19 protein-coding genes are annotated in these 19981 nt (G+C 44.8%); 10 read left to right on the forward strand and 9 right to left on the reverse strand.

Going from position 1 to position 19981, the window contains the following annotated elements; genetic code table 11:
• The first annotated feature begins 400 nt into the window (after nt 1–400).
• Entirely contained in the window at nt 401–1111 is a 711-nt protein-coding gene (locus AAV90_RS08165) for a type 1 glutamine amidotransferase (protein WP_046497534.1), read from the forward strand.
• 169 nt (nt 1112–1280) lie between these two features.
• Here the strand turns inward: AAV90_RS08165 and AAV90_RS08170 are convergent, their stop codons facing one another.
• The 9 genes from AAV90_RS08170 to nifH form a co-directional block, all read right to left on the reverse strand.
• Nucleotides 1281–1886 (reverse strand): Fe-only nitrogenase accessory AnfO family protein, encoded by a 606-nt coding sequence (locus AAV90_RS08170; RefSeq protein WP_046497537.1) that lies wholly within the window; start codon nt 1884–1886, stop codon nt 1281–1283.
• Nucleotides 1887–1914: 28 nt separating this feature from the next.
• Complete coding sequence (gene nifB, locus AAV90_RS08175) at nt 1915–2769, reverse strand: nitrogenase cofactor biosynthesis protein NifB (RefSeq protein WP_052729683.1); 855 nt, start codon at nt 2767–2769, stop codon at nt 1915–1917.
• Nucleotides 2753–4174: a nitrogenase component 1 gene (locus AAV90_RS08180; RefSeq protein WP_423229772.1), complete on the reverse strand. Its 1422-nt coding sequence runs from the start codon at nt 4172–4174 to the stop codon at nt 2753–2755. The genes nifB and AAV90_RS08180 overlap by 17 nt, the downstream gene beginning before the upstream one ends.
• 56 nt (nt 4175–4230) lie before the next feature.
• On the reverse strand, nt 4231–5607 hold the full coding sequence (nifE, locus tag AAV90_RS08185) for a nitrogenase iron-molybdenum cofactor biosynthesis protein NifE (protein WP_052729687.1): 1377 nt from the start codon (nt 5605–5607) through the stop codon (nt 4231–4233).
• A gap of 124 nt (nt 5608–5731) precedes the next feature.
• Nucleotides 5732–7093: a nitrogenase molybdenum-iron protein subunit beta gene (nifK, locus tag AAV90_RS08190; protein ID WP_046497542.1), complete on the reverse strand. Its 1362-nt coding sequence runs from the start codon at nt 7091–7093 to the stop codon at nt 5732–5734.
• Complete coding sequence (nifD, locus tag AAV90_RS08195; protein WP_046497545.1) at nt 7094–8695, reverse strand: nitrogenase molybdenum-iron protein alpha chain; 1602 nt, start codon at nt 8693–8695, stop codon at nt 7094–7096.
• A 16-nt stretch (nt 8696–8711) separates the two neighbouring features.
• Complete coding sequence (locus AAV90_RS08200; protein WP_046497548.1) at nt 8712–9095, reverse strand: P-II family nitrogen regulator; 384 nt, start codon at nt 9093–9095, stop codon at nt 8712–8714.
• Between the two features lie 15 nt (nt 9096–9110).
• Nucleotides 9111–9437 (reverse strand): P-II family nitrogen regulator, encoded by a 327-nt coding sequence (locus AAV90_RS08205; RefSeq protein ID WP_046497551.1) that lies wholly within the window; start codon nt 9435–9437, stop codon nt 9111–9113.
• A gap of 21 nt (nt 9438–9458) precedes the next feature.
• Nucleotides 9459–10280, reverse strand: coding sequence for a nitrogenase iron protein (gene nifH / locus AAV90_RS08210; protein WP_046497554.1), 822 nt, complete (start codon nt 10278–10280; stop codon nt 9459–9461).
• A 486-nt stretch (nt 10281–10766) separates the two neighbouring features.
• Between nifH and AAV90_RS08215 the strand changes: the two genes are divergently transcribed.
• The 9 genes from AAV90_RS08215 (at nt 10767) to dsrA (ending at nt 19920) form a co-directional block, all read left to right on the forward strand.
• Nucleotides 10767–11435 carry an N-acetylmuramoyl-L-alanine amidase gene (locus AAV90_RS08215; RefSeq protein WP_052729684.1) on the forward strand — a complete coding sequence of 223 codons (669 nt, stop codon included), beginning with the start codon at nt 10767–10769 and terminating at the stop codon, nt 11433–11435.
• A gap of 44 nt (nt 11436–11479) precedes the next feature.
• The gene (locus AAV90_RS08220) at nt 11480–12076 is read left to right on the forward strand and encodes a hypothetical protein (RefSeq protein ID WP_242847514.1); all 597 of its coding nucleotides are present in this window, start codon (nt 11480–11482) and stop codon (nt 12074–12076) included.
• Nucleotides 12077–12227: 151 nt separating this feature from the next.
• On the forward strand, nt 12228–13403 hold the full coding sequence (locus AAV90_RS08225; protein WP_157609520.1) for an Acg family FMN-binding oxidoreductase: 1176 nt from the start codon (nt 12228–12230) through the stop codon (nt 13401–13403).
• 180 nt (nt 13404–13583) lie between these two features.
• Nucleotides 13584–13670 (forward strand): stalk domain-containing protein, encoded by an 87-nt coding sequence (locus tag AAV90_RS15715; RefSeq protein ID WP_076982626.1) that lies wholly within the window; start codon nt 13584–13586, stop codon nt 13668–13670.
• Nucleotides 13671–13899: 229 nt separating this feature from the next.
• Nucleotides 13900–14766 carry a respiratory nitrate reductase subunit gamma gene (locus tag AAV90_RS08230; protein ID WP_046497559.1) on the forward strand — a complete coding sequence of 289 codons (867 nt, stop codon included), beginning with the start codon at nt 13900–13902 and terminating at the stop codon, nt 14764–14766.
• Between the two features lie 47 nt (nt 14767–14813).
• Complete coding sequence (gene dsrK, locus AAV90_RS08235) at nt 14814–16421, forward strand: sulfate reduction electron transfer complex DsrMKJOP subunit DsrK (RefSeq protein ID WP_046497561.1); 1608 nt, start codon at nt 14814–14816, stop codon at nt 16419–16421.
• A 268-nt stretch (nt 16422–16689) separates the two neighbouring features.
• Entirely contained in the window at nt 16690–18360 is a 1671-nt protein-coding gene (locus AAV90_RS08240) for an FAD-dependent oxidoreductase (protein WP_046497564.1), read from the forward strand.
• A 147-nt stretch (nt 18361–18507) separates the two neighbouring features.
• Complete coding sequence (locus AAV90_RS08245; protein ID WP_076982627.1) at nt 18508–18696, forward strand: indolepyruvate ferredoxin oxidoreductase subunit alpha; 189 nt, start codon at nt 18508–18510, stop codon at nt 18694–18696.
• 33 nt (nt 18697–18729) lie between these two features.
• On the forward strand, nt 18730–19920 hold the full coding sequence (dsrA, locus tag AAV90_RS08250) for a dissimilatory-type sulfite reductase subunit alpha (RefSeq protein WP_046497569.1): 1191 nt from the start codon (nt 18730–18732) through the stop codon (nt 19918–19920).
• Nucleotides 19921–19981 lie beyond the last annotated feature (61 nt).

The raw sequence follows: 19981 nt of genomic DNA on the forward strand, positions 1-19981 counted from the left end.
TACGAATGGACAGGGAAAACCGCTGTATGATCTGCTGGGGCAGTATGTTTGCAGAAGGAAAGGCAATTGAGCCCTCTGGCGCAGAGTTATTGCTTTTATAGATGATTGGCACTGCCTAATCAGGCAGGTTTTAATAGAGGAAGCAGAAAGAATGCTCCGTTGCTTCCTGCAACAAAGTATACATTATACCTTGTTGCGGGTCATTGCTTTCCTGGTTACTATATGGATTATAATGAACATAGAAAATAAAAATAAATAGTTTGTTAACAAACGGCCAATGAAGTCCCTGCGTTAGTGGAGCAGGGACTTCTGTCTTTATGAAGCCTGTAAAAATGCTCAAAAATTAAAGCTTGGCGGTTAGCCGCGGCTGCAGCCCGCCTGGCAGGTTAGGAGGGGTTTTATGCGTATATTGGTGATTCAGCATGTCGCTTGCGAAGGACCGGGATTACTGGGAGATGAACTCATCGCCAATGGTTGGGAATTAGACATCCGGTGTATGGATATACCATCAACCGTATTACCTGATGATCTGGATGAATATCAGGCCTTGATTATTTTAGGCGGTCCGATGGGTGTCTATGAAGAAGACAGGTTTCCCTATTTCTTTAAAGTCCAGGGACTAATCAGGGAATCGGTAGCAGGTAGTATCCCTTGTGTAGGTATATGTCTGGGCGGACAGCTCATTGCCCGGGCCTTGGGAGCAGCTGTATATAAAAACCCGGTAAAGGAAATCGGCTGGACGCCCATTCGCTTGCTCCCTGCAGGGAAATCAACTCCGTTGTTTCGCCTTATGCCCAATGGTTTTTCTGTCTTTCAATGGCATACCGATACTTTTGCTCTACCGGAAGGAGCAGTCCTGCTGGCATCAAGTGAGGACTGCAGGAATCAGGCTTTCGTCTATGGTAATCATGTTTGGGCGCTTCAATTTCATTTGGAAGTAACACCCGAAATGATCGCCGATTGGTCTGAGATATACCAAAATGAATTAATTGCTTTTGCCGGGCCGGGAGGAAAGGATCGACTACTGAACAACACTCGGGCGCGCTGGGAAGCTATGCGTTCAGGACGGGAACAGTTCTTAAGCAATATATGTGCCATACTCAGGAGTTAAGGCTGCCTGAGTATGGTAACTGTGCAGTAGTATTTTCCCGGGGGAAGGGATGCCCAGGAACCCTCTTTGGCCTGCCTGGATTCCAACCGACCTTTACGGTAAAGCTGCTTAACTTGATTCTGACGCGATGGTTAGCGGCAGAATTCGTCAGGCGCTCTTAAACTGTGATTTAGCGATGTATGGTTACCCTGAACTCATTTGAGGTGATTTTTTCTATCGTTCCTTCCAATTCGCCGCTGATCAGCTTGATTTCCAGCCAGGGAGGAATATGGGAACATATTATCTCCAAGTTGCGAACCTGCTCATTTTTTAACAGCGGAAAAAGAATCTGCTTGGAAGTAATCTTGGTGTTACGATTTTGAATATCTTTTAAGGAAATTGAATAACAACCGTGAGAAGTTTCCGCAGCTTCCGGAATAGATGGATCATTTAACTGCCGGGGAACTTCTGTTTGGGTTTCGGCTGCCATTATATGAGCGATTATATCGGCCGGATGTCCGGTCATTTCCCAGACAGTAAATCCGGCTTTTTCCAATTCATAGAAAGGCAGGCCAACTACTGCGCTGCCTGCCAGGATTCTGCATCCGTTAAGAAAAGAAATTATCCTATCCATATATTCCCGCATGGCCTTTAACCCCTGTATAGCTTGCAGGTTATAAAGCATACGGCGGCTCAACTCCCAACTGAATCCATCATACTTAAAGACCTGGATTTCCTCCGCTGTTTGAATCGGAGCAGCTGTTCCATCGGCTCCTATCAACACCGCTATTTCCATGATGCACCCTCTCTTTCTAAATTTCTATTCAAACTGCCTTTGAGTCGGTTTGGATATTGCATTTAGGTTCGGTTAACATGCCTACCGCGTCAGCCCTGCATTGACGGCAGTGCAACAGCTGGAGCATTTCAGTCTGACAGGTGCTGCGTATTGTATCCAGCTTGTGCCGGTCAGTAGGTGAAAGTTTTTCAAATACACTGCCCCGCACCGGAATGAAAGGCATAATATTGGTGATATAAACCCCTAACTCACTCATTTTTTGCACCACGGCCCTAATTTCATGATCGTTAATTCCCGGAATCATAACCGTGTTTACCTTAACCATTATCCCGGAGCTGACCAGCAGACGGATTCCTTCCAATTGATTATAAAGCAGCAAGTCGGCTCCGCTGTTTCCTGTATACCTTTTTCCTTGATAGTTTACATAACGGTAAATCTTGGCTCCCGTTTCCGGGTTGAGGGCGTTTACGGTGACGGTGACATGGCTGACTCCCAGTTTTACAATATCATCGGCCATACTGGGCAGCTTCAGACCGTTCGTGGACAAACACAGGATAACCTCGGGATCATATTTGCGGATCAAACGAATCGTCTGGCTGGTTTCCTCCCAATCGGCCAGCGCATCTCCAGGACCGGCAATACCCACCACACTCAAATTGCTTAATCGTTGTTTATGATATTGATAACGACGCAAGGCTTCCGCCGGACTGATAATGGCACTGGTTACCCCTGGGCGGCTTTCATTCAAGCAATCATACCTGCGGTTACAGTAGTTGCAGTTAATATTGCAATGCATGGCTACCGGGAGATGAATGCGGGCATAGTGTTGGGCAGCGGACGCTGAAAAGCAGGGATGTTTTTGGTTTTTAGAATTGTCCATCATCGCTTACCTCCCCTTTAAACATTATTGTTTTTGGTTGGAAGGGAAAATGCTTAGCATACATATTTTCCCGGTAATGCTTAAGTTTGTTTGCCAGCAGGGTATTGGTTATCAAATCAAGCAATTGCGTCGTACCTGTATAGCCAACCGTCAGAATCCGCTGCCCGCCGATGCGATCGTGAACAGGAAAACCCATTCGTACCAGGGGAATCCCATCTTTTTCCGTAAGAATACGCCCGTCAGAGTTGCCGATAGCCAGATTGATTCGTTTATCGGCACAGTGCTTGCGAATCTGGGCGAAGTCACTGTCTATTAAAATGAGAGGTTCTTCATCATTGTCTGCGGTCAGATCTAAAAGTAATTCCTTAAGACGAGGAGATTTGCTCCCGGTGGCAAGGATGACAGGGGTTATGCCGTTTTCTGCCAGCACTTGGCCAAGCGCATATACCATTTCCGGTTCGCCGAATACGACCGCCCGTCCTTCGCGATTATATTTATGGGCATCAACCATGGCATCCAACAATCGTCCTCTTTCATCCAGAAGCTGTTTTGGAATTTCGTTGCCGGTCAAGGTTTCCAGAAGGTTCAGAAACCGGTCGCAGGCAACGATTCCCATCGGTAAAGATAGATTGTATAATGGCACACCATGATTGATCTCCAGATATTTGCCCGGAGAAAGCTCATCCTCCACGGTTGCCCCAAACTGAATCGTGGCCCGGGCACCCGGCATGGCCGCAATATCTGCCGGTACGGTTCCCCCGGCCGGGATTTTTCTGTATATCTGGGTATAAGGGGCGTCCAATGTTGCCGATACGTCAGGCAACAGGGTATATTGAACCTGCATCAGTTCCAAAAGTCGTTTGATCTCCCTGACATCTGCCGGACTTATATGCGGAACCAGCACATTGATCCTATCATGTCGGCGGGTCGGTTGGGCCAGGGCTGTCACGATGCCGGTTAGAGCTAGAAAATAACCCTCAAAATGCGATCCTCCATATCCGGGGGTGGGAACAGGAATCATCGCCGGTGTTTCGGATCCTGCCTGTTCTTCCTGAAAGACCCCAGCTATACGCACGATATCCTCACCAATGGTTTCAGCCAGGCAGGTGCTTAATATACCCACCACGGCCGGCTGATATAATTGAATCAGATTGTTTAACCCATGTTTAAGGTTGGCTTCGCCGCCATAAATCGTTCCTCTTTCTGTAATAGAACTGGATGCAATATCAACCGGCTCATTAAAGTGTTCAGCCATATGCCGGCGCATATAAGTGGCACACCCCTGAGATCCATGAATAATGACCATGCAGTTTTCGATCCCTTTAAAAGGGATAATGGCACCCAGCGGCATACACATATTGCAGGGATTTTCAGCAACGCTTCGAACCGGATTCGGGTCATCTTTCATCATCATTACCTCCTGTTGTGTTAAGTTCATATGGAAAATAAAGCAAGCGTCCCGCTTTATGGGTTGATCCTCCCTGTATGAATCGGCCCATCAAGATATTTCCATACCGGGGAACAGACCGTTTGCTCAACCTCCCGGGCAAAATTGGCAGCGCCCGTAAATCCGCTTAAGGGATGTTTGCGTTCATGATTATGATCAATAAACGACAATCCCAGTTTATATGCCAACGGCCTTTCCTTCACGCCGCCTACCAACAAATCGGCTCCCTGTTCCAGCATAAACCTTTCCAATTCAGACGGATTAGCGTCATCCAGGATCACCGTACCTTCAGCAACCAGCTGGCTGATGGCATCATATTCCTCTTGGCGGCCGGTTTGGGTTCCTACCATAACTACTTCCATACCTAACTCTCGAAACTGTTTGATCAAGGATATAGCTTTGAAGCCTCCTCCTACAAATACCGCCGCTTTCTTTCCCTTAAGGTGTTGACGGTATTGTTTTACGATCGGGCCATATTGAGCTAATTCGCGCTCAATTAAGGCTTCACATCTTTTGATAATATAAGGGTTAGCAAAAAAATCAGCGATCCTGCGCAATGACTGCATCGTATCCTCCAATCCCAAAAAGGACACGTTTAGAAAGGGTATCCCATAGATTTCTTCCATGCGTTTGGCCAGGTATCCCATAGAACCAGCACACTGAACTATGTTTAGCGCTGCCCCGGGTGCGGTAAGCAGGCTTTCGCAGCGCGAATCCCCTGTAAAAGCAACGTTAACATTAATGCCTATCTCCTGCAGATAGCCGCAGATAATCCAGGCTTCGCCGGCCAGATTATAATCGCCTAAATAGTTTAGATGAAACGGTTGATAGAGTATCCTTTCCTGTGATGCAATCATGCGCAATAAAACTTCACAGGCGATCCGGTAACCGTCCGATTTGTTGCCGGAAAAGCCGGAAGACTGAACCGGGATCACCTTGATTCTATGACGTTTTGATGCCAAACGACATACGGCTTCCAGGTCATCACCAATCACGCCCACGATACAGGTTGAATAGACGAGCATCACCGGAGGATGATACCGTTCGGCTAATTCGTCAATACAACGCATTAATTTACGTTCGCCGCCAAAAATGATGTCTTCTTCACGAAGATCGGTAGAAAAACTATGCCGGTATAAATCGGCGCCGCTACTTAGACTGCCGCGGATATCCCAGGTGTAGCTGGCGCAGCCGATCGGGCCGTGAACCAGATGAACCGCGTCAGTAATGGGGTTTAACACGACTCTGGCTCCGCAGTAAACACAAGCCCGCTGACTGACACATCCGGCAACACTATCAGCCTGACATTGAATGGCCTGCATTTGCTGTCCTTTAGTGCGAATCGATTTTTCCCGTTCGGGAATAAAACTAAAATCCGTTTGGTTGATTGCCATATCCATCACTCTCTTTCCGAAATAAGACATTATAAATAGGAAAGCGCCCTTCATAAAATTAAGAAAGGCACCTTTACCTATTGCTGCTCTGTGTTTATAGACTGGCCGGCTTTTTTGGCAATCGTTACAAAATCAATTCAAAATCCTCATCGGCAGCCTCTCGATCTTGTTTATCCAAAAGGGCATTGCTGATCATTTCAATTAAGCGCAAGGCCCCTTTATAACCTACAATCGGCAGATAGGAGTGAACCCCCCGATCAAGTATCGGGAATCCTACTCTTACCAGAGGGATGTTTTCGGCTTTGGCAATATATTTGCCGTACGATGTTCCCATCAGGAGGTCAACGGGTGCCTCCTTAATCCATTGGTGCAGGGTGAATAAATCACCGCCCGCTTTAACTCGGCCCTTAATACCTGCTTCATCCAGCATTTGTTCTACTTCTTTGGCAAACGCTTCGCTGGGTGTACCTGTAAGTACATAATTAGGCACCATGCCTAGTTCCAAAAGGAAAGATGTGAGGGCGATAACGATATCTGGGTCACCAAATACAGCCACTTTTTTATCCTGATATTGGTCGTGCAGATCTACCATAACATCTATGACTTGGCCCCGTTCCTCCTCCAGTTCGGCACTTATCTCTTGCCCGGTGGCCCTTGAAACCGCCATTAAAAAATTATCGGTTGCCCTGATGCCGATCGGATTACGCAGAATCAGAGGGCGAACCTTGGCCTTTTTTCTCAGCTCCTGGGCTGCATCTTCCGATGCAAAGCTGCCTAAGGCCAGCGTGACCGTAGAGTTTCCGGCATCAATAAGCTCTTCTATTTTTGTTCCTCCCGCCGGATACATTTCATACTTGCCAGTTAAAGGGGCATCCAGAACCCCGCTGGTATCAGGAAACATAATAAACCTTACCTCCATGGCCTTCAGCATCCTCTTTATTTCCCGCATATCCCCGGGGTTTACAAAGCCGGGGATGATATTTACTTTGCCATTGGGATGATTGTTGTTTACACTCAAACCTTTAACCATACCCTTGACCATATTGGAAAATCCGGTAACATGGGAACCAACATAGCTGGGAGTGTTGGCATAAATAACTGCTTTTCCCGGCGGTACTTGTGCCTGGTTAATATAAACCTGGATATCATCACCGATGGTCTCCGATAAACAGGTCGTATGCACGGCAATGATATCTGGATTATAGATGGCAAAAACGTTTTTGAGCGCCGTTTTTAAATTAGCCCCTCCGCCAAACACGGCTGCTCCTTCGGTGAAGGAACTGGTCGAGGCCGCGATCGGATCTCGAAAATGTCTGGATAAATGCATACGGTGATAAGAGCAGCAACCTTGAGAACCATGACTGTGCGGCAAGCACCTGTGAACACCCAGAGCAGCATACATCGCCCCAATTGGTTGACAGGTCTTGGCGGGGTTTATCACGATCCCATTGCGGGGTATAATCTCCGGGGGGGTGTAATCCCACATCTATATCACCTCCTTAATCAAGCTACCTTCAAGCATAGGCTCGGTTTTCCAGGGCGGCCGAATCATATTCCATACTGGAGCAGTCAATCCCAGGGCTATATCCCGGGCGAATGCAGCGGCTCCTTTGAAGCCGGCATATGGGCCGGTATAATCATAGGAATGCAGCTGCTTGGAAAATACCCCGCTTTTATGGATCTGATATTTTTCTTTAATGCCGGCACAGAATATATCAGGCTTTAGGAGCTTTAGAAATTCGTCTATTTCATAGTGATTGATATCATCAATGACAACGCTGTTGTTCTTCATGACCTTGATCATGCCGCCAAAATAGTTAAGCGGTATCTGTTTTTTAAGCGTTTCATATTTTTCCCGGGAGAGAACTAGACGATAGTGCTTCTCATCAGGCTCCAGGTGCAGGGTTTCAATATTTTTACTGTCGGCATCTTCTTTTATAAAAGGGATGACCTCACTCCCTTCATAATCATCCCGATGAGCAAATTCAAACCCGGCCAAAACGGTTTCCATGCCCAGATCCTGAAACAGGTATTGGTAATGCAGGGCTCGGGAACCACCCACGAACAGGGCGGCAGTTTTGCCGACACAAAGTGGCTGGTAATGGTTTATAACCGGCATGATCTCATCCAGTTCCTCGGCGATAACTTCTTCCGTTCTAGCTATAAGAACCGGATCATCAAAATAGCGGGCCATATCTCGCAGTGATTCAATGCAGCTTTGAACCCCAATAAAATTAACTTTGAGCCAATCGGTTCCATATTTGGTTTGAATCATCTCGGCGATATAGTTGATGGAGCGATAGCATTGCACCAAATTAAGGTTGGCCAGATGAGCATTTTTAATTTTGGCAATAGAACCGTTGCCGGTCATTACCGAGACAACTTCATAGCCGATGCGGGTAAGGACGCGTTCAATCTCCCATGAATCTCCGCCAATATTGTATTCGCCCAAAAGGTTCACCGAGTATTTCCCTGTTACGGTGTTTCCGGTTCCTACCACATTTTTAATCAGGCCATTATTGGCAATATGATGACCGGCAGATTGGGTAACGCCCTTATAACCCTCACAACTAAAGGCCAGCACTTTAATATGGAATTCTTGTTCCGCCCAGGCGGCTACGGCATTGATATCATCGCCAATCAGCCCTACCGGGCAGGTGGAACAGATCATAATGTTCTGGGGATGAAAGATTTCCACCACTTCTTTAATGGCCCGCTTTAATTTTTTCTCCCCCCCAAAAACGATATCCCCTTCCTGCAAATCGGTGGAAAAACAGTAATTTAAATAATTATCTGTTTCACCTTCCTCCAGCCTGGCCTTGTTGCGCCGGGTGGCCCAACTGTAATAACCACACCCGATGGGGCCATGGGTGATCGTAATCGCGTCTTTGATGGGGCCGATAACAACGCCCTTGCACCCGGCATAGCAGCAGCCCCGGCTGGTGATGATACCCGGAATGGTTCTGGTATTGGCCGTTATCGTCTGGGGATTTTCACTGTCATGATCCACCAGCACTATATGCTCTTTGCGGTTTTTAAATATATTGGCCGGATATTTGTCCACAATCCTGCTCAAATGATCTTTCATAGTGTTTCACCTCTTCCTATAAAGCTGCTTCCCCGTATTCTTCAGTTCTGACCTTAATCGTGTCGACAACTGGCATAACGAAAATTTTTCCGTCCCCTGGATGGCCTTTTTGATTCACGGATATAATCGTCTCCACCAGCTTTTCAACGTCTTCATCCTGAACCACAATAGACAACAGTCTTTTTGGAATCAGGCGCTGTCCTTCAGAAATGGCTTCGGCCAGTACCGGTGAACCGATTTCATGGCCGTTGATCAGGTTTTCGACCAAAGAAAAATCAACTTTTTGTTTGCCGCGGCCCATAACCTTAAGACAGGTTAGGGCGGGAAAATCAGCTTTGAGCAAGGCCTCCTTAGTCTTACTAATCATGTCCATACGAATGATTGCCATTACTTCTTTCATAGCCAAACCTCCCGACTACAGCTCTCGGTTGCCAGAGCTTATGGTATAGGCTTCCAAGACCGGACTGACAAAGATCTTGCCATCGCCAAAAGCTGCTTTCTGTCCGGTTTTAGCGTTTTTCATGATTATTTTTATGACATCATCCTTATCCTCATCCTGGACAACCATCATTATCATTTCTTTAGGAATCTCATCATAAAAAACGTCCCCCACCTTTACTCCTTTTTGTTTGCCGCGGCCCATTACATCAATTTTGGTTACGGCAGGAAAACCGCCGTCACTTAATTCTGACAAAACCACCCCGGTTTTTTCAGGTCTGATTATGGCTCTTATCATCAACATAAAAAACCCTCCCCGCAATCTTTACAGTCCCAGGAAACCGTATTTCATCATCAATTCCTCAAGCCGATCCTGATCCATCGGTTTTGGCACCACAAACATTTTGTTTTCGGATATGGCCTTGGCCAATCCCCGGTAGGCTTCAGCCTGGGGTTCGTCTGGGGCAAACTCAATGACCGTCTTTTTATTGATTTCGGCTCTCTGTACCAAATTGTCCCGGGGTACGAAGTAAATCAACTGGCTGCCAAGCTCATCGGCAAAGGCTTCCAGTAATTCCCGTTCGCCGTCCACTTTGCGGCTGTTGCAGATAATGCCGCCTAAACGGCATCCGCCGGAGTTGGCGAATTTTAAAATCCCTTTGGAAATGTTATTGGCCGCATAAAGGGCCATTAACTCACCGCTGGCGACAATATAGATTTCCTGAGCTTTTCCTTCCCGGATAGGCATGGCAAAGCCACCGCAGACCACGTCTCCCAGAACATCATAGAAAACATAATCCAGATCTTCGGTGTAAGCCCCTAAACTCTCCAGCATATTAATTGAAGTGATTATCCCCCGGCCGGCACAGCCTACTCCGGGTTCAGGCCCTCCTGATTCCACACAGCGGATACCAAAAACCCCTGATTTCATAATGTTTTCGAGTTCGATTTCCTCACCTTCCTCTCGCAGTGTGTCCAGTACACTCTTTTGCGCCAAACCTCCCAGGACCAGCCGGGTTGAATCCGCTTTAGGGTCACAGCCCACGATCATAACCTGCTTGCCCATCTCTCCTAAACCGGCGGTTAAGTTTTGGGTGGTCGTGGACTTGCCGATACCACCTTTGCCATAAATCGCAATCTGTCTCATCATTATTTCCTCCTTTAAATATTTTCCGATGCCCTGTATCCAGTTAATCCAGGGCACGATGGCTGACAGACGAGGTTTTGTGATTAAGAAAGCCAATATAGAAAAATGCCCGGAACGTTTTCGTCCCAGGCACCTTTACCACACATTTTTATGAAATTTACCGGTTAAATGAAATGGCCCCCAGATTTACGGGGGCCTCATTGCCGAAGTTAAATTTATTTTAATTAGTATAAATACTAGCTGATATTAAATCAATAGAAAAACGACAGGTATACATTATAATTTTCAATGCATTTCTTTTTTAAGTATGCATAGCCATTTTTTTCAACCTTATGTTATACTGATCCGTAAAAAAGCAAACTCCATTCTATTGCCGGGGATTTACTCTTTGGCATAAGCAGAGTTGTCGAGTGGATATCACCATCGAGATATTAGATCTGGGCAGGGTTTTAATGGTTTAAGCAGGACAAGGAAGGAGGAAAGTAAATGAGCAAATATGTAATTAAGCAGGCAGCGTCTCCCAATCATAACCAGGGCAGGGGAGGCAAAAAAATAATAGCCATTGTACTCCATATTACAGCCGGCTTGTTCCCCGGTTGTCTGGGTTGGATGAGGAATCCGGCAGCCAAGGCCAGTGTACATTACTTGATCACCAAGACCGGAGAAATCTACCAACTGGTTCAGGATACGGATACTGCTTGGCATGCCGGTATTGTAAATAAACCCACCTGGATACTGTATGATGGCTCTAATCCGAACCGTTATACGTTGGGTATTGAATTCGAGTGTTTAGCCGGCGGGGAATTAACCGAAACGCAATATCAAGCCGGGTTATGGCTGATAAGCTCATTGACGGAAAAATATAAAATCCCGGTGGATCAAGAACATATCATAGGCCACTATCGGATAGACAGCGTAGACCGGCCGAATGACCCTGGCCCCTACTTTCCATGGGGCAGGCTGTTTCATGATCTAATAGGAGAGAAGGACGTGTTGTCTGAGGCCAAAATCAAGGTTGATGATCAGGTGTTCACCGGTTTTATTTTGAAAGATAATCTTAGCTATGCGCCGGTCAGAGCCCTGGCGGAAGCTTTGGGATGTAAGGTGGAATGGGATGATAAAACCAAAACAGTGCTTATTGAGAGGAGAGGATAAGATGAAATATGTATTATTGGTTATATCTCTGGAGGTTCGTAAACGTGGATAAAAAAGCAGGCATGTATGCTGCCCTGTTAACACTTGCAGGGGTATTAGGATTTGCCTTGTCGATGATCACAGCCAGCAGTTTTGGAAACTATCTGGCGAGTATGCTTATCGCCTGGGGATTTGTCCCTATGATCTGTTCATTTGCTGCATACAGTAAAAAAGGAGCGAAAGCTATAAGCTACACGGCCATTGCCTTTGCAACTGTATATGTCACCTTAATCATGATGGTATATTTTGCCCAGCTAACCACAGTCCGTCTGGAAGTCCTAAATGAGCAAACCAAACGTATATTGGATTATACCGAATTTGGATTATTTTTTAACTATAATTTATTAGGATACGCCTTTATGGCTTTAGCGACTTTCTTTATTGGCTGGACAGTCAATGCCCAGAAAAACAGAGACAAGTGGTTAAAAGGGCTTTTATTGGCGCATGGCATATTTGCTTTCATCTGCGTTATACCTTTGCTGGGGGTGTTTCATCCCAATATGCAAGGGGGCGAATGGATAGGGATTTTGATTTTAGAGTTGTGGTGTTTATATTTCACACCGGTCTGCATCTTATCCTATCTTCATTTCAAAAGTCAATGAAGTTAATAGCCCTGGTATTTCGGCGTATTCAGTACAGCCAGAAAAAAACAATCTTGACGATTATCACGTATGAAAGAGGTGGGCCGGTTCCCCAAGCAATTGATATAATTTGGTTAATACATAATAAAATGGAAAGAAAGGATTTATAAAAATGATGAAGACGATTATTTTTGGCTTAATTGGTTTTATAGGTGTCGCTGTTATAGCTTTGCTGACCTTAAGCGGCGCTTTTGTAAAACCCGCCTACCTGGAACCATGGGAAAAAGACTACCCACAAAAATTTGCCGATCCTAGAATCCAGCTTGCGGCACATGGGCTGCTGGCAGCCAACGGTCATAATATGCAGCCATGGAAAATACGTCTGAAAGAGGATGACCCCAGGGTATTCTACTTATATGCCGACAGTGACCGCTTAACCAAAGAGGTAGATCCTTTGGCGCGGCAAGCCATGATTACACAAGGCACCTTTTTAGGCTATATCAATATGGCCGGAAAAAAATTGGGTTATAAAACGGATATAATACTGTTTCCGCAAGGCGGCTATGACGAGCAGAGATTGGCGGAGAGTATGAGTGCCATGCCGGTTGCCCAAATTACGCTTGCCAAGGAAACTCCCGCAAGCGCACCTTTTTATGATTATATGTTTTGGCCGGAAACCAACCGGGCACCCTATCAGTCAACCAGGTTGAGTGCGGAACAGATTAAAGGGCTGAAAAATATTAATAGAGATGACGATATGTCTATAAGATTTTTTCAGGATAAAGAAAACCTAGACAAATTGAGAAGTTATGCCATGCAAGGAGCCACCATAGAAGCAGGTGTGAACCGCGTTATGCAAGAATCAGAGACTATCTTTCGTGCCAATGAATACCAGAAAAACCAATATCGTTATGGCTTTTCCATCGAAGGGCAGGGTAATTCTGGAATTATGAAGCATCTTATGCAGGGTCTGGTCACGCTTTTTCCCTCATTGAACAGCGGCAAACCGGCAGCTGATTTATTTATTCAGTCTACGCAGACAGCCGTAGATAACACGCCCGTTTATACCATGATTATTTCCAAGGATAATACGCGTGTCAATCAGGTAAAAAGCGGAATGCTTTACAGTGAAATGATACTGGCAGCGCATCAGCAAGGTCTGGTTATGCAGCCGCTTAGTCAGGTTTTGGAGGAATACCCTGAAATGAACGAGCTCTACCAAGGCATTCATCGAGACTATGCCCCAGATGGAGGAACGATACAAATGCTCATGCGCGTAGGCAAGCCCACCAAGGAAGTTCCCCCAAGTATGCGACGTGATGTGATGGATTTGATTATCAAAGAATAAGCTGCCCGCCGGGTGCGTATAAATTTTTTGTCGAAACAAATATAGTTTATTCCAGCATACCTAAGCGGCTTAAAAAGGAGAATTTTTCAGTCTAACAGTTCACTTGTAGTGCGAACTAACCGGGGTTGATTGAAGCTATTAACCACGGCTATCGAGTAAGTTTCGTTCAATGGCAGAACTATGATCCCGGCTCGTTACGTGGCTGAAGGATTAGGTTATCAGGTGGGATGGGATCCTTTAAATAGAATCGTATTGGTATCCAAGTAATTTAATACGAATAACAAAAACGAAAACCCTTGTTATCAGGTCTTGAAACCCGATAACAAGGGTTTTCCATTAATATATGATCTGGCATGTAATTCTTAAACTAATAATTCGAAATTCTTATCATATCGATAAAAATATGCGATTTTACAAAGGTTGCGGCTTTTCTTAAACTAAAAGACAGTAAAAGTTTTGTGAAAAACTTCATTATTATAGAGGGAGGCGCAGAAAATTGATATTGGGGCTTTCAGCTTATGTAGCACTGCTTTTGTTTATTGGCCTGTCAGCCAGGAAAGCTATTTATTATGGACGAATGCCATTGCATGGAAGGATGGAACTATACCCGGTGCCCCAGGAAAAGGAAAGGCATACATATGGGGGATCATACATGGAAGAACCGGAATGGTGGAGTAAGCCGCGGCAGATATCCAAAGCATCAGAGATTAAGGATATGCTCAAAGAAATGTTGTTTATTAAAAAGCTTTTCCAAAATCAAAGATCGTTGTGGTGGATTTCCTATTTATTTCATTTAGGCATCTATATTATGATTGCCTGGACAATCTTATTGGTTGCCGGGGCAATTACGGATTTGGCCGGTATATCCGTAAACTCACATGCTTCTGTATGGCCGGCGCTACTTTATTACTTAACCATATTCACCGGGTTGGTTGGTTTTATCATAACCACGTTCGGTGCCGCTTCTCTTTTACTGCGCAGAATTTTTGACCCAATACTTAAAAAGTATACAACCCCACAGGAATACTTTAACTTAATCCTCCTTGTAGCTGTTTTAGTGAGCGGAATCATAGTATGGAGTCCAGACTTGACTTTCGGTACTGCTCGGCAGATAACTGCTGATGCCATTACGCTTTCAATTGTACCGAATACGGCCTTGCTTATTCATCTGCTTTTATGGGAAGTAATGATGGTTTATATTCCCATCAGTAAGATGGGACATTATGTAGGAAAATACTTTACTTTCCATAAGATTCTTTGGGAAAATGAGCCGAATGTAGCCGGCAGTAATATTGAAAACCGTTTAAAAGCTGAGACGCGCACCCGGCCCACAACTAAATGGTCTGCGCCGCATATGCAGTAGCTTTCAGAATCAAAGCGTGAATCATTAGGGTGAAAGGAGACTAAACTGTGAATCAAAAAGATTTAAGACCACAGGAATTGGGTAAACCGTGTGAACAGCTGATCCAGTTAAATGACTTAATGCCTTTGAGTTTTCCTTATGATCAGCCGGGCATGGAACCTGATTTTCCCGATGTTAAACCTGAATGGAGAGAGAAGTATTGTACTTCTTTAGATGGTTGTGCAGGCATTGACACACTACAGCGCCCTAAAACAGAAGCCGAAGAAATAGAATTTGTTCAGAAATTCCTGAACGGGTTGGAAAAAATATTTTCGGATGCCAACAATGGTGTTTTGCAGCCTTTGAAATTGTCCTTTGAATATTGTGCCAAGTGTAATACCTGCTCAGATGCCTGCCATATATATAAAGCTTCTGGCGATAACGAGTTATACAGACCGATTTTCCGGGCAGATGTTTTGAGAAAAATTTATAATAAGTATTTTACCTCCGGCGGAAAGCTATACAAAAAATTTATCGGCGGAGATATTGACGTAAATTGGGAAACTATCGCCAGGTTAGGTGAATTAGCTTATCGTTGCAATCTGTGTCGCCGCTGTGCGCAAACCTGCCCGTTGGGCCTGGATAATTCACTATTTGCAAAAGAAATTCGCAAGATATTTAGTCAGGAGATGGGAATTGCGCCTACGCCTTTACATGACAAAGGAACCATACTTCAGCTTAAGACCGGCTCATCTACTGGCGTTGGCAAAGCTGCCTTTGTAGATATGGTGGAATTCATGGAAGAGGATATTGAGGATAGAATCGGGCGTAAGATAAAGATTCCTATAGACAAGAAGGGTGCCGATATTCTATTGGTTCATAATACAGGTGAATTTGTTGCCTGGCCTGAGAATCCAGCTGCTTTTGCTATCCTGTTTGAGGAAGCCGGGGTTGATTGGACTCTTAGTAGTGACATGATAGGTTATGACAGTGTTAACTATGGTATCTGGTATGATGACGCACAGGCCAAAAAAGTTGCCTTGCAACAAATGCAGGCGGCCAAGGAACTAGGGGTAAGAAGAATTGTCATAGGCGAGTGTGGACATGCACATAAAGCTGCCGGAGTTGTAGCCGACCGTTTTTTATATGGAGAAGATAAGGTGCCGGTTGAAAGCTGGCTACCCATTATGTGGGATCTGGTAAAAAACAAAAGGCTAAGATTCGATCCAAACAAAAATAACTTCCCGATAACCTTGCATGATCCTTGTAATATGGTTAGACAGATGGGAATCGTTCAGCCGCAGAGAGATATATTAAAAAATATAACTCATCAATTCAGGGAAATGACACCCCACGGAGTAGATAACTATTGCTGCGGCGGAGGTAGCGGATTCGCCATAATGAACAGCTTTAATTTTGATAAGTTCCGAGATAAACTGAGTGCCCGAGTTAAGTTCGAACAAATTTTAAGGGCATTTTCCGATACTATCGATGACAGTAGCATACCTAAGTATATCTGCGCCCCATGTTCCAACTGTAAGGGAACCATGAGGGGAATTTTAAAATATTACGATGCGACTGAGAAGTTTAATGTTCAGTACGGAGGCCTGGTCGAGTTAATGGTTAATGCACTAGTAAGTGTAGATAAGCCATACCTGGAATTTTTAGACGAATAACAATTTATTAATATCATATCTGTCTGAATTCTTAAGCTGTACTGAGTATTACGTAAAAAACTTATAATCTGTCCGGTTCGTTTACCGAAGCAGCCTAATTAGTTCGCCGCCTGTTCTCAAATACTCCCCGCAATGTAGAACTCTTGCTAGGCTAACGTTATAGAATCTTTTACTTAGCTTAGGTTGAACCTACCACAGGTAATCTTAATTGTAATATTTGCTTGTACCCAGCGGGTATGGGAGGTTAGCGAGGAAAGAGGTCAAGTATATGAAAGTTATTATAATTGGAGGTATGGCTGCAGGTCCGAAAACAGCCGCACGGCTTCGCAGGCTTGTACCTGATGCTGAAATTACTATAGTCGAACAAGGTGAGTTTATATCCTTTGGGTCATGCGGCATGCCATTTTATCTGGCTAATCTGGTGCCGGAGTTTAGCAGTCTGTATGCTACATCTTATGGTGTTGCACGTGATATAGAATTTTTCCGTACCAGGAAGGATATCAGGATTCTAGCCGGAACCAGGGCGACAGGCATTGACAGGGAGCGTAAAAGGGTAAGTATCATTCACTTAGAGAGCCAGATTCAATCTGAACTAGAATATGATTATCTGGTTCTGGCAACTGGGGCTGTAGCTATAACTCCACCGATAAAGGGACTTGAAACGCCTGGTGTTTTTACGATGCACCAACCTAATGACGCACTTCGCTTGCAGGAATATTTGCGGACGAAAAATGCTCAACATGTGACAATAATCGGTGCGGGAGTAATCGGAATGGAGGTTGCTGATGCTTTAGCAGGACGTCGTATTAAGGTGACTGTCTGTGAAGCACAGAATCAAGTTCTGCCTAAGCTTCTGGATCCTGATATCGCTCAATTGGTTGCTGCGCAAATGAAGCAATATAAGGTTGATTTACAGCTTAAATGTCGGGTGAAAGCGATAAACTGCGGTGAGGATGGGAGTGTCAACAGCATCACAACCAACCAGGGTGAGATTATCACTGATGCAGTGATTGTAGCTACCGGGGTACGGCCTCGAGTCGACCTGGCTCAAGTTGCCGGCTTAGAGCTGGCTAGCAATGGTGCGATTAAAGTAGATGCTCATCTGCGTACCAGTGACCCTCACATTTTTGCCGCAGGAGACTGCGCATCCCAAATTAACAAGGTTAGTGAACAAGAAGTATATATTCCGTTGGCATCTACAGCGAATAAGCAGGGCAGGGTAGTAGCAGACAATATTGCCGGTCTTGATACTGAGTTTTCTGCAGTAATGGGTACTACAGTTCTACAGGCATTTGATTTAAATATTGGCAAAACAGGTTTAGGAGAATTTGAAGCTGTTAGCTTGGGAAATAACGTTATTTCTGGAATTGTATCTGGGCATGACTCACCACATTATTATCCTTTGCACAGCTCTCTGACAATAAAATTAATTGCTGATCGGAGTACAGGACGTTTATTAGGGGCGCAGGTTTGCGGAGCAGGCGAGGCGATAAAGCGTGTAGATGTTTTTAGTGTGGCGATTAAATTTGGTGCTTCGTTAAAGGATATAGCCAATCTGGATCTTGGATATGCACCTCCTTATTCAGAAGCAATAGATATTGCCATACATGCAGCCAATACCCTGGAAAACAAACGTTGTGGACTGTCCAGGGGGATATCACCGCTTGCTTTAGACTTACTGAAGAATACCCAAGTGCCCATTTGCTTCCTCGATATACGAGAACCGGATGAAGTCAAGGCTAAGCCACTTAGTGAAAAGGATGTATTGCTGATTCCTGCTGGTGAGCTGCGAGAAAGATATCACGAAATACCTTGTGACCGGCCAGTTGTGGTGGTTTGCGGTTTGGGTATCCGCAGCTACGATGCTGTCTGTTTTTTGCAATCAATGGGTTTAGAGGAGGCCGTGTATTTGGAAGGCGGCATATCTATTTGGTTGTAATAAGGGTTTTTGATAGTGCTATAAAGTATTGATATTTTACAGGTTCATTATACAATGTTTTACTTATATCAAGGTAAGTGAAATTTATTACACAATCAACAGCATCCTGCCTTAAAAAGGTTCAGATAAAGAAATGGAGGAGGAAAAGTGTTTATAGTTGCTATTGACGAGGAAATATGTACAGGCTGCAACGAATGCACCGAAGGATGCCCTGCTCGAATTTTGGGTTTTAATGGCGAGAAGGCATTTGTGTCTGGAGATCCCACCGAATGCATGGGTTGTGAGGCTTGTACATCAGTTTGCCCTAGCGAGGCTATCTCGGTTACGGAGGTTTAATACAAACAATATTAACCGACAGGAGGATTGACCATGGCGGAAGATAAAAAAACACCACAGTTAGACGAGTTGGAAAAAGGTCCTTGGCCAAGTTTTGTTACTGAAATAAAAAGGGCTGCCGTAAAGAGTCCTGCTGCTAATGAGTTATTAGGTCTCATGGAACGTTCTTATGAGGATAACAAGGGACATTGGAAACATGGTGGCATCGTAGGAGTGAGAGGATACGGGGGAGGTGTTATCGGTCGTTATACTGACTTGCCGGAGGAGTATCCGAATCTGAAAGAGTTCCATACAATGCGTATTAATCAACCCAGCGGCTGGTTCTATTCAACAAAATCGCTACGGGAGATATGCGATATCTGGGAAAAGCACGGCAGCGGTTTGACCAATATGCATGGATCTACCGGTGATATTATTCTGTTGGGAACCACAACTGATGAATTACAGCCTACTTTTGACGAATTTAGCGATGCTGGCTATGACTTAGGCGGATCCGGCTCTGATTTACGATCCCCTAGCTGCTGTGTTGGGCCCGGCCGCTGCGAATTTGCTTGCTATGATACTCTGGACATGTGTTATGATATCACGAACGAATTTCAGGATGAACTACATCGTCCCATGTGGCCATACAAATTTAAAATTAAAATGTCTGGTTGTGCCAACGACTGTGTTGCAGCAATCGCCCGTGCAGACTGTTCAGTAATCGGAACATGGCGTGATACCCTTATTATTAATAATGATGAGGTAAAGGCTTATGCTGAGAGTGGGATGAATATCCAACGTTTAGTATGCGACAAATGTCCAACTCGTGCCCTGGAATTTGATGCCATAAACAATGAGTTAACTGTAATACCTGAAGATTGTTCACGGTGTATGCATTGTATTAATATGATGCCCAAAGCTATACAACCTGGTAAAGAGAAAGGGGCATCAATCCTTTTGGGAGGAAAATCCACTATTGTTAAATCAGCCTTCATGTCCTGGGTAATCGTTCCCTTCATGAAAATGGAGCCACCTTATACCGAATTTAAGGATCTGATGTATCGTATCTGGGATTGGTGGGACGAGAACGGTAAGACCCGCGAAAGATTGGGTGAACTGATATACCGTGTAGGAATGGGAACGTTTTTACGTGAAGTAGGATTACCGCCTGTACCGCAAATGGTTTTCCGACCTCGTGCTAATCCGTATGTATTCTGGCAAGAGGAAGAAATAAATAAATAGATATCCTTCCGAATGCAAGATGATTCATTTATAAAGCGGTTAAATACAACATACAAGAGGT

This window comes from Syntrophomonas zehnderi OL-4 (assembly GCF_000983115.1).
In the GTDB taxonomy this organism is placed as follows: Bacteria; Bacillota; Syntrophomonadia; order Syntrophomonadales; family Syntrophomonadaceae; genus Syntrophomonas_B; species Syntrophomonas_B zehnderi.

Coding starts and splice junctions, on each gene's coding strand:
- AAV90_RS08165 (WP_046497534.1), top strand. CDS start 401: ATGCGTATATTGGTGATTCAGCATGTCGCTTGCGAAGGACCGGGATTA.
- AAV90_RS08170 (WP_046497537.1), bottom strand. CDS start 1,886: ATGGAAATAGCGGTGTTGATAGGAGCCGATGGAACAGCTGCTCCGATT.
- nifB (WP_052729683.1), bottom strand. CDS start 2,769: ATGATGGACAATTCTAAAAACCAAAAACATCCCTGCTTTTCAGCGTCC.
- AAV90_RS08180 (WP_423229772.1), bottom strand. CDS start 4,174: ATGAAAGATGACCCGAATCCGGTTCGAAGCGTTGCTGAAAATCCCTGC.
- nifE (WP_052729687.1), bottom strand. CDS start 5,607: ATGGCAATCAACCAAACGGATTTTAGTTTTATTCCCGAACGGGAAAAA.
- nifK (WP_046497542.1), bottom strand. CDS start 7,093: ATGTGGGATTACACCCCCCCGGAGATTATACCCCGCAATGGGATCGTG.
- nifD (WP_046497545.1), bottom strand. CDS start 8,695: ATGAAAGATCATTTGAGCAGGATTGTGGACAAATATCCGGCCAATATA.
- AAV90_RS08200 (WP_046497548.1), bottom strand. CDS start 9,095: ATGAAAGAAGTAATGGCAATCATTCGTATGGACATGATTAGTAAGACT.
- AAV90_RS08205 (WP_046497551.1), bottom strand. CDS start 9,437: ATGTTGATGATAAGAGCCATAATCAGACCTGAAAAAACCGGGGTGGTT.
- nifH (WP_046497554.1), bottom strand. CDS start 10,280: ATGAGACAGATTGCGATTTATGGCAAAGGTGGTATCGGCAAGTCCACG.
- AAV90_RS08215 (WP_052729684.1), top strand. CDS start 10,767: ATGAGCAAATATGTAATTAAGCAGGCAGCGTCTCCCAATCATAACCAG.
- AAV90_RS08225 (WP_157609520.1), top strand. CDS start 12,228: ATGATGAAGACGATTATTTTTGGCTTAATTGGTTTTATAGGTGTCGCT.
- AAV90_RS15715 (WP_076982626.1), top strand. CDS start 13,584: ATGATCCCGGCTCGTTACGTGGCTGAAGGATTAGGTTATCAGGTGGGA.
- AAV90_RS08240 (WP_046497564.1), top strand. CDS start 16,690: ATGAAAGTTATTATAATTGGAGGTATGGCTGCAGGTCCGAAAACAGCC.
- dsrA (WP_046497569.1), top strand. CDS start 18,730: ATGGCGGAAGATAAAAAAACACCACAGTTAGACGAGTTGGAAAAAGGT.